8 protein-coding genes are annotated in these 9,643 nt (G+C 50.5%); 2 read left to right on the forward strand and 6 right to left on the reverse strand.

Annotation, left to right across the window (positions count from 1 at the left end; all coding sequences use genetic code 11):
- Window positions 1–186: 186 nt before the first annotated feature.
- Window positions 187–1,014 (forward strand): helix-turn-helix domain-containing protein, encoded by an 828-nt coding sequence (locus tag H6A34_RS11945; RefSeq protein ID WP_205105703.1) that lies wholly within the window; start codon window positions 187–189, stop codon window positions 1,012–1,014.
- Between the two features lie 641 nt (window positions 1,015–1,655).
- On the forward strand, window positions 1,656–2,666 hold the full coding sequence (locus tag H6A34_RS11950; RefSeq protein WP_021947830.1) for a class II fructose-bisphosphate aldolase: 1,011 nt from the start codon (window positions 1,656–1,658) through the stop codon (window positions 2,664–2,666).
- An 85-nt stretch (window positions 2,667–2,751) separates the two neighbouring features.
- Here H6A34_RS11950 and rodA read toward each other — a convergent pair whose 3' ends face one another.
- The 6 genes from rodA to H6A34_RS11980 form a co-directional block, all read right to left on the reverse strand.
- A complete protein-coding gene (rodA, locus tag H6A34_RS11955; protein ID WP_021947831.1) occupies window positions 2,752–4,221 on the reverse strand; it encodes a rod shape-determining protein RodA in 1,470 nt (489 codons plus the stop codon).
- The gene (gene mrdA / locus H6A34_RS11960; protein WP_205105704.1) at window positions 4,202–6,055 is read right to left on the reverse strand and encodes a penicillin-binding protein 2; all 1,854 of its coding nucleotides are present in this window, start codon (window positions 6,053–6,055) and stop codon (window positions 4,202–4,204) included. The genes rodA and mrdA overlap by 20 nt, the downstream gene beginning before the upstream one ends.
- A 32-nt stretch (window positions 6,056–6,087) precedes the next feature.
- Window positions 6,088–6,588 carry a rod shape-determining protein MreD gene (gene mreD / locus H6A34_RS11965; RefSeq protein ID WP_205105705.1) on the reverse strand — a complete coding sequence of 167 codons (501 nt, stop codon included), beginning with the start codon at window positions 6,586–6,588 and terminating at the stop codon, window positions 6,088–6,090.
- 11 nt (window positions 6,589–6,599) lie between these two features.
- Complete coding sequence (gene mreC, locus H6A34_RS11970) at window positions 6,600–7,463, reverse strand: rod shape-determining protein MreC (protein ID WP_205105706.1); 864 nt, start codon at window positions 7,461–7,463, stop codon at window positions 6,600–6,602.
- Between the two features lie 3 nt (window positions 7,464–7,466).
- Entirely contained in the window at window positions 7,467–8,489 is a 1,023-nt protein-coding gene (locus H6A34_RS11975; RefSeq protein ID WP_021947739.1) for a rod shape-determining protein, read from the reverse strand.
- Window positions 8,490–8,638: 149 nt separating this feature from the next.
- Window positions 8,639–9,232, reverse strand: coding sequence for an IMP cyclohydrolase (locus H6A34_RS11980; protein ID WP_205105707.1), 594 nt, complete (start codon window positions 9,230–9,232; stop codon window positions 8,639–8,641).
- Window positions 9,233–9,643: the final 411 nt, after the last annotated feature.

Here is a 9,643-nt window from a genome sequence, read left to right on the forward strand (position 1 = left end):
CTATTGCCGGCATTATTACGCCGTTGTTAAGTCTTGCTTCTTTCATCTTGATAAATGGTTTTCGTTAGTGCTGCAAAGATACTGTTTCTGCGTGGTAACATTGTTATGAAATTCTGCTTGATATTTTCACTATTCGTGGTTTTTGGTTATTTTTGCGGTTAAAGTAAACCTTTATATATTGGCTATATGGATAAGAACGGTTACACGGACATACGTTTTTTCGACACTTTGGGCGACTGCGACCTGTCGCTCATGGCGGGCAATGTGCTGCATGTGCTTTGCATTGGCGGCAGCATGGGGTTTGTTTTCCAGGAAGTAAGGTTCAACGTGGCGCCGGGCGATTACGTCATACTGCCTAACGCGTCGTTGGCGTCATGCTTTGCCGAGTCTGCCGACTTCACCGCCGTTATCATGAGCTTGTCGGAATCGTTGGTGGCGTCGATGGCGCTGCGCAGCGATTACGGGGTGATAGGCCATCTGTCGCTGTTGCAGAATCCGGTGATGAAGCTGTCGGAACACGACTTTGAAGTGTGCCTTGAGGGCATGAAGTACTTGCGCTGCAGGATGGCTGACGAGAATCACCTGTTCCGCGGCGAGATGATTGAGCACCTGCTGATGGCGCACGTGCTCGACCTGTACGACATACATGCGCGCGGCAATGCTCTGCCGAGCGTGTCAAAGCGTACTGCCGACCTGTTGCTGCGCTTTGTCGGTATGCTGTATGACGGCGAGTATCTTACCGGCCGCGACCTGAATCATTATGCCTCACGGCTGTGCGTTACGCCACATTATCTATCAGAGGTGTGCCGCAAGGTGAGCGGAAGGCCCGCCACGTACTGGATTGACCGCTTTACGGTGAGTGCAATCGTGCGTATGCTCTGGCGTAGGGAACTGTCGCTGACGGATATTTCTGAGCGTTTCGGATTCTCGTCGCTGTCGTATTTCAGTCGGTATGTGCAGAAGCATACGGGCCTTTCGCCGTCGCAATACCGCAACAACGTGGCCGCGCGTTGAGCGATAGGCGGTCTTTTGCCTTCCAAAAGGCCGTCTTTTACAACGTGAAAGGCCACCTTTCGCAAGCCAAAAGACGGCCTTTCGCAAACGCGTTGACTGTCAGCCACATGCACGTATGGCGCAAGGCAGGGTGCCGTGCGGTACGTAATGTGGAAAGAAACCGTGCTCGCCAACTTTTGATTTATGTCAAAAAAACGGACATTCCACGCATTTACCAGCCACGTAGTATTGCGGTTATGCCATAAATCCCTTACCTTTGCATCGTGTTTTTCATAGTATTAGATTTAAGGTTAACAAGGTTGGAGTACAGCGGTACTCCTTTTTTTATGCCCATAAGCCGGCAAACGTCATGGCGCAAGGCCCGCTCGTCCCTTCATGCCGGTGCCCGGATGTGTTGATACCGAAGCGGCGCGTGGTGCCGTTGGCGTGGCGGGCGGCATGGAAACGGGATTATGTGGAAATTTTGTAAAACTCACTTGCCAAAACGGCGCAACGTTGTTTGACAATGTAAAATTAATCTGAAAAATAACCGTTTTGCAACACTAAAAGTGCCTAATGCCTTTGCGTTGACGAAAGATTTTGTTAACTTTGCGGTGCTTTAAGGGAAAGATTTTTCATTATAACATAAATTTTTTAACATTATGGTAAGTTATAAGACACTTGGCTTGGTAAACACCCGTGATATGTTTGCGAGAGCCATCAACGGCGGTTACGCCATCCCGGCATTCAACTTCAACAACATGGAGCAGTTGCAGGCAATCATCAAGGCTTCTTCAGAGCTGAAGTCACCGGTTATCCTGCAGGTTTCAAAGGGCGCACGCAACTACGCCAACCAGACGCTTCTTGAGTATATGGCCCAAGGCGCTGTGGAATACGCTAAGGAACTGGGCTGCAATCATCCCGAGATTGCGCTTCACCTTGACCATGGAGACAGCTTCGAGCTCTGCAAGAGCTGCGTAGACATGGGCTTCTCTTCAGTGATGATTGACGGTTCTTCACTGCCTTATGACGAGAACGTAGCCCTGACAAAGAAGGTCGTTGACTACGCTCACCAGTACGATGTTACCGTAGAGGGCGAGCTCGGCGTACTCGCAGGCGTTGAGGACGAGGTTGTAGCAGAAGAATCTCACTATACAAAGCCTGAGGAGGTAATCGACTTTACGAGCAAGACCGGTGTTGACTCACTGGCAATCTCTATCGGTACAAGCCACGGAGCATACAAGTTCAAGCCCGAGCAGTGCACACGCGACCCGAAGACAGGACGCCTCGTTCCTCCTCCTTTGGCATTCGACGTGCTCGACGAAATCATGAAGAAGTTGCCCGGATTCCCCATCGTGCTCCACGGCTCGTCTTCAGTTCCGCAGGAGTATGTTGACATCATCAACCAGTATGGCGGCAAGTTGCCAGATGCAGTGGGTATTCCTGAGGAGCAGCTCCGCAAGGCTGCAAAGAGCGCAGTATGCAAAATCAATATCGACTCAGACTCACGCCTTGCCTTCACGGCTGCCGTACGCAAGACTTTGGCTGAGAAACCGGCTGAGTTTGACCCGCGTAAATACTGCGGACCGGCTCGTGACCTCATGGAGGAGATGTACAAGCACAAGATTATCGACGTGCTCGGCTCTGACAACAAGCTGGCTCAACTTGACTAATGAGATAACCTCATAGTAATTCGTTTTAATTAATAAAGCGGCGACTCCGTGACGGAGCTGCCGCTTTTATTTTGTATCCGTATCGTTATTCCCTAACCAGATTACGCCCAGCGTCAATCCTGAGGAATATGAAAAGCAGGATGGTGAAGCCCCAAAGCGACGAGCCGCCATAGCTGAAAAACGGCAAAGGTATGCCTATTACGGGCGTTAGTCCGAGCACCATGCCGACGTTGATGAACACATGGAACAGGAATATGCTCAGCACGCAGTAGCCGTACACGCGCCCGAACTTGAACGGCTGGCGCTCGGCCATCTTGATGAGGCGCAGTATGAGGGCCAGGAACAGCAGCAGTACGCCTGCCGAACCGAGGAATCCTTCCTCCTCTCCGACGGTGCAGAAGATGAAGTCGGTATCCTGTTCGGGTACGAACTTAAGCTTGGTCTGCGTGCCGTTGAGGAATCCCTTGCCCTTAAGGCCGCCCGAACCGATGGCAATCTCGCTCTGGTGTACATTGTATCCGGCTCCGGCAAGGTCTTCGTCAAGCCCGAGGAGCACGTTGATACGTGTGCGCTGATGCGGCTCGAGGATGTTGTTGAGCACGTAGTCGGCAGAATAGAAGAAGGCTATCGACCCGACGGCGAACAGCATAATGAAGAAATAATGGCGTATGCGTGTGCTCAAGGCATTATATAAAAGGTAGCCTACAAGGAATGCGCTTACGGCCAGCTGCACCCATACTATGTCGAACGGAATGACGAACTCGGCGAACAGAAATGCCAGAAGGGTAGTACCGACGGTGTATGACAGGATAATCAGCGACTGTTTCTTGTCCTTGCAATAAGTGTAGACCATCGCCGAGGTGAAGATGTGCACGAGCAGCAGGACGGCAAACTTGCCTATCGAAGTGCCCGTGTCGAGCAGCAGGCTTTCCTCGTAGCGTATGCCTACGACGAAGTACACAATCATCGCTACACCGGTGAACAGCACACTGCCTGTCATCCCCTCGCGGTAAAACATAAGGAAGAAGGAAATGTAAACGAGGGCCGAGCCTGTCTCTTTCTGCAACACTATGAACAGCATTGGCAACACCACGACGGCACATGCGGCGGCAAAGTCTTTCCATCGGTGCATGTTGAAGCCGTAGGTACTCATCAGTTTGGCCACGGCGAGGGCAGTGGCGAACTTGGCAAACTCGGCAGGCTGCACTCTCAAAGGCCCCAGTACGAGCCACGAGCGTGAGCCTTTAATTTCGTGGGGATTGAATATCGTGACGAATAGCAGCAGCAGCAGGAAGCCGTAAATGATGTAGGCGAAGGTGTCGTAAAACCTGTCGTCAAGCATTAGAAGCACGAATCCGAGGCAGATTGAAGTGCCAATCCATACTATCTGCATGCCCGAACGCGTGTCCAGGCTTAATATGTCGGCGTCGCCGTAAGTATAGCTCGCTCCGCACACACTGAGCCATCCGAACGCCAGAAGCGCCAGGTAAATGCCTATTGTCCACCAGTCAAGCGAGCGGAGTACGCTTTGTTGCCTATCTGTTTGCTGCACCATAAGATATACGTCTGTGTTGGAAGGCTTCCGCTTTCTTTTCCGATTCGGGCGAAAGCTTGCCTCTCAGGTACTGTTCAATCATCAGCGCGCCGATGGGCACGCCGTATTCTGCGCCGAAACCGCCGTTCTCAACATATACGGCGACGGCTATCTTGGGCTCGTTCATCGGCGCGAAGCCCATGAATATAGAGTGGTCCTGACCGTGGTTCTGCGCCGTTCCCGTCTTTCCGCATACTTCATAATAGGGACTGTTGGCCGCACGGCACGTCCCGGCCAGGACAGCCCGCCGCATGCCGGCTACTATGTAGTCGTACGCACGGTGGTTAGCCATGGTGTAATGCTTGCGTGTATATGCGGTATCGAGCGGTTCACCCTGTACTTTTCTGACTACATGCGGTTTGTAGTAAAAGCCACGGTTGGCTATTGTCGCCCCGAGATTGGCTATTTGCAGGGGGGTAAGCAGCACTTCGCCTTGGCCTATTGCTATACTGATTACCGTCAGTCCATTCCATGATCCCTTGTATGCCTTGTCGTAATATTGTGCGTTAGGGATGAGTCCCCGCTTCTCGCCAGACAAGTCAATGCCAAGTTTGTAGCCGAATCCCATGCTTACCATATAGTCGCGCCATATGTTCATGGCGTCTTGTACGGTTTTGTATTTCTTCCTGTTGCCAAGCATATAGTACAGTCCCCAGCAGAAATAGCCGTTGCACGAGGTTCCTATGGCCGGCACAAGGTTTATCGGTGAGGCGTGACCGTGGCAGCCTACATGCAGTCCTCTGCAATAAAAACCGTGATGGCACGGAAACATCGTATTCGGCGTTATAATGCCTTCGGTGAGGAATGTTAGGCCTTGCGTTGTCTTGAATGTCGAGCCTGGCGGATACATACCCATGATAGAGCGGTTTAAAAGAGGCTTCCATGGGTTGCGTGCGAGTGCAAGATGTGCTTTACTTCGTTTGCGTCCTGTAAGGCTTCGTGGGTCGTAAGTAGGCGATGACACCATGCATAAGACCTCGCCGGTTGAAGGCTCGATGGCTACAATGCTGCCTATTTTACCCTCAAGGAGCCGCTCTCCGAGGGCCTGCAGCTTGACATCAATGCTTAATGTGAGGTCTTTGCCGGGCACGGGGCGGCGGTCCAGCTTGCCGTTCATGTAGCTTCCCTGTATCCGTCCGTGGGCATCGCGTAGCATAATCTGCATCCCTTTCTCGCCACGCAGCTGCTTTTCGTAAAACTTTTCGACGCCCTGCTTGCCTATGTAGTCGCCCAGTTGGTAATAGGAATCTTCCTCAATGTCGGACTGGGATACCTCTGCCACGTCGCCAAGTACGTGCGCTGCGTATGGCGTTGTGTATTGTCTGACGCTTCGGCGTTGGACGTAGAAGCCGGGAAACCGGTATATCTTTTCCTGGAAAACGCTGAATTCCTTTTCCGATAGTTGGCTCATGAACATTTGTTGGGTAAACGGAGAATAGCCGGGATTCTTGTTCCTATCCTTTATTTCGGTCATTCTTTTTTCGAAATATTCCTTTGTTATTCCGAGCGACTGGCAGAAGTCAACGGTGTCAAGACGTCCTTTCTCCTCGTTCATGACCACCATTATGTCGTATGCATTCTGGTTATATACGAGCAACCGGCCGTTACGGTCGGAGATAACGCCGCGCGCCGGATACTCCACTTTCTTCAAAAAGGCGTTGCTGTCGGCGTTTTTCTTGTAGTCGTCACTCATTATTTGCAGGGTGAAAAGCCGTATTATATACACCACGACGATAAATACGGCCACTCCGCCGATGACGTATTTCCTATTTTCAAGTCCGTAGTCCCTGTCCATTTTCAAGCTCTTTCAGCCATGAGTAGTGGTGTTTACCGTTTCCTTACGTTTTCGATTACGAGGATTAGCACCACCGTCAGCACCGTGCTTCCGCATATATTCAAGGCCCATTGCAGCCAGTTGAAGAAGCTGAACATTTCAACCGTAAAGAACAGAAGGTTGAAAATGAAAACGCAGATGATGGTATAATACACGTATCTTGCCACTCCGAGCGACTTCATTGTCGGCATCATGTCGTCAGAGCTGTCCCTCGGTGCGAAAAGATTGAGCAGGTATGGCTGCAACAGTCCGATGAAAGTAGCTGACGAGGCTGCCACTCCGGGAGTGTTGGAGAACATATCAATGAATATGCCGAGGAAGAAGCTCCACAACAGTACGGCCCATCTTGGGAAGCCGCGCCTGAACAACATGATGAAATAAACGTACAGGAAAGGCGTCGCGCAACCGAAAAGCTCGATGTGGTTGAGCACCAATACCTGTACGATACATAAAATAATGAATGTGAAGAAATGTCTTATTACTTCGATTTTCATTCCTAGCGTTCCTAATTCTGCTTCAGTTTCAGTGAGTCTTCGGCGCTTTGCAGCAGTTCTATACGCTCTTTCATGGCGCTGTTGTCAATGACGCATACGTCACGGAGGTTGCCGAAATCGGTGGTCAGGCGTACTTGCACACGGTAGGAAAGGCCGTCGCTCGAGTTGTAAACGTGGAGAATTTGCCCAACGATAATGCCCGGCGGAAAAATTGACGAGTAACCGCTTGTCTCTACGAGGTCGCCCAAACGGAAGTGCGCATGTCGTGGAATGTCGTCGACGTACGCAAGGTCAGAGGCTCCGCCCGTCCAGTGCAGGTAGCCGTAGTATCCTCTCTTGCGGATTGTCACGCTGACGTTGGACTTTGAGTTGAGCAGTGGTATGACGATGGCATAATGTTCTGATACCATGTAAACTACGCCTACCACACCGTTGCCACAGGCTACTCCCATGTCTTTTTCCACTCCGTCAGCCCGCCCTTTGTCTATCGTTATGAAGTTGTCGCGTTTGTCGAGCGAGTTGGTTATTACCTTCGCGGGTATCAGCTTGTACTCGTTCAGCACTTGCATTTGCGTGCGCAAGAGCCATGTCGAGTCGCCGGTCTGGGTGTGTACTTGCGCCGCGAGCTTTCTTATTGTCTGTTCGAGATACAGGTTGCGCACGTTCAGCTGCTCGTTGATTTTCGTCAGGCTGAAAAAGTTTTTGATGGCAGCGTCAACCTCATACACCTTTCCGGCCACCACGTTTGCCGACGAGAACCATACGCTGCCCTGGTAACTGTTGAACCTGAAGAGCAGGACGAAGCTCACGACCTCAAGTATTACAAAGACAAACCAGTGATTGTATTTTGTGATGAAATCAATCAGGTTTCGCATTGTTTACCTCATCAGGAATGAGAAGCGGTCAACGTTCTTGATTGCTATGCCGGTACCTTTGGCCACGCTGTGCAGCGGGTCGTCGGCGACATGGAACGGTATCTTGATTTTATCGGTGAGCCTTTTGTCGAGGCCGCGCAGCAATGAGCCGCCTCCTGTAAGGTAAATGCCGTTCTTTACGATGTCGGCATACAGCTCGGGTGGCGTCTTTTCAAGGGCTGACAGTACGGCATTCTCTATTTTCGCTATGGTCCTGTCGAGGCAGTGGGCTATCTCTTGGTAGCATACGGGCACTTCCATGGGCAGTGCGGTTACCTTGTTCGGGCCATGTACGACATAGTCTTCGGGAGCTTCTTCGCCAAGATCCGTGAGGGCCGAGCCTACGTGAATCTTTATTCGTTCGGCCATGCGCTCGCTCACTTTTACGTTGTGTTGCTTGCTCATGTACTCGCGAATTTCGTCCGTAAGGTCGTCGCCGGCTGTGCGGATGGAGTTGTTCGACACGATTCCGCCCAACGAAATTACCGCTATCTCGGTACTTCCACCGCCTATGTCTACAATCATGTTGCCCTCCGGAGCCTCCACGTCAATGCCGATACCGATAGCTGCTGCCATCGGTTCGAATATAAGGTAAACGTCGCGGCCGCCGGCATGCTCGGCAGAGTCTCGTACGGCGCGCAGTTCAACCTCGGTAGAACCCGACGGTACGCCTATCACCATGCGGAGCGAAGGAGAGAAGAGGCGGCTGCCAGTGTGTACCATCTTGATAAGTCCGCGCATCATTTGCTCGCAGGCAGTGAAGTCTGCGATTACTCCGTCACGCAAAGGCCGTACTACGCGGATGTTGTCGTTCGTCTTCTCGTACATCATCTTGGCCTTGTCGCCAACTGCTATCATCTTGTCGGTGCGGCGGTCAAGCGCCACTACCGAAGGCTCGTCAACAACAATCTTGTCATCACTGATAATGATGGTGTTGGCCGTGCCTAAGTCCATTGCAATCTCTTGGATAAATGAAAAGAATCCCATACCTTATTTAATTCACTATTCTTATTTCATAATTCGTTATCGGGCGGGATTTAATTCGTAATTCATAATTCATAATTCATAATTGGGATTCACGATAATCCGGCATGATATAAACGCCACTAACCCAATTATGAATTATGAATTATGAACTATGAATTAAACCAGTTGTGTATTGCCGTGTCGTAATGGCTGCTTACTCCGAAGGCTCTTGTGGCGAACATGCGGCGGTCTTCGATGTCGGTCTGCGCGCCCTTTTTGTTCAGGATGTCGAGCAGAACGCCGTATTCGGCCTTGCTCGGCACTATTACCACGTCATTGAAGTTCTTTGCTCCGGCACGTATTAGCGATATTCCGCCTATGTCTATCTTCTCGATTATGTCAGCTTCAGACGCTCCGCTGGCCACGGTCTGCTCGAAGGGATACAGGTCTACGATGACGAGGTCTATTTCCGGTATCTCGTATTTACCCATTTGCTCACGGTCGCACTCGTTGTCGCGGCGGCCGAGTATGCCTCCGAATATTTTGGGGTGGAGTGTCTTTACGCGTCCACCCAGGATTGAGGGGTATGTCGTAACGCTTTCAACTGTCTGGCATTCATAACCCAAAGATTCGATAAACTTCTGCGTTCCGCCTGTCGACAAGAATTTCACACCCTCCGCGTTGAGCTTCGCAAGCAGCTCGTCAAGCCCGTCTTTGTGGAATACAGAGACGAGAGCCGTCTTGATTTTTTTTGTTCCTGACATATCTTGATAAACTTGATTGTTTTTAGAGTGCAAAGATAGTGCAAGTTGAGCGAAATACAAAATAAAAGCGAGTAAAACGAGCATTTATTTTTATTTCCGAGACGCAGCCTATATTCTGTAAGGATAGTGCAAGTTGAGCGAATTGCCAAATCGCCGAAAGGCAAATACAAAATAAAAGCGAGTAAAACGAACTTTTATTTTTATATGAATGTCCGCAATTAACCAAACCGCCATTAATAAGGCATAAACCAACGAGGCATTTGTCTTTAACTCCTTAGTGAGCGAAGCGAACGGTAACTACTTTAACTCCTTTAACTACTAATGAATGGGAGCTTTGCGGACATTCATATATTTTTATTTGTCATCGCTTCCGTGTTTTTCGTGGTGCCGTTGGCGGCGCTTTTTCCACAC

Origin of the sequence: Marseilla massiliensis (assembly GCF_016899855.1) — a bacterium.
In the GTDB taxonomy this organism is placed as follows: Bacteria; Bacteroidota; Bacteroidia; order Bacteroidales; family Bacteroidaceae; genus Prevotella.

Excerpts from the sequence above, each read along its gene's own strand:
- rodA (WP_021947831.1), bottom strand. The coding sequence starts at position 4,221 with ATGGTGCAGCAAACAGATAGGCAACAAAGCGTACTCCGCTCGCTTGAC.
- H6A34_RS11980 (WP_205105707.1), bottom strand. The coding sequence starts at position 9,232 with ATGTCAGGAACAAAAAAAATCAAGACGGCTCTCGTCTCTGTATTCCAC.
- mreD (WP_205105705.1), bottom strand. The coding sequence starts at position 6,588 with ATGAAAATCGAAGTAATAAGACATTTCTTCACATTCATTATTTTATGT.
- mreC (WP_205105706.1), bottom strand. The coding sequence starts at position 7,463 with ATGCGAAACCTGATTGATTTCATCACAAAATACAATCACTGGTTTGTC.
- H6A34_RS11950 (WP_021947830.1), top strand. The coding sequence starts at position 1,656 with ATGGTAAGTTATAAGACACTTGGCTTGGTAAACACCCGTGATATGTTT.
- H6A34_RS11975 (WP_021947739.1), bottom strand. The coding sequence starts at position 8,489 with ATGGGATTCTTTTCATTTATCCAAGAGATTGCAATGGACTTAGGCACG.
- mrdA (WP_205105704.1), bottom strand. The coding sequence starts at position 6,055 with ATGGACAGGGACTACGGACTTGAAAATAGGAAATACGTCATCGGCGGA.
- H6A34_RS11945 (WP_205105703.1), top strand. The coding sequence starts at position 187 with ATGGATAAGAACGGTTACACGGACATACGTTTTTTCGACACTTTGGGC.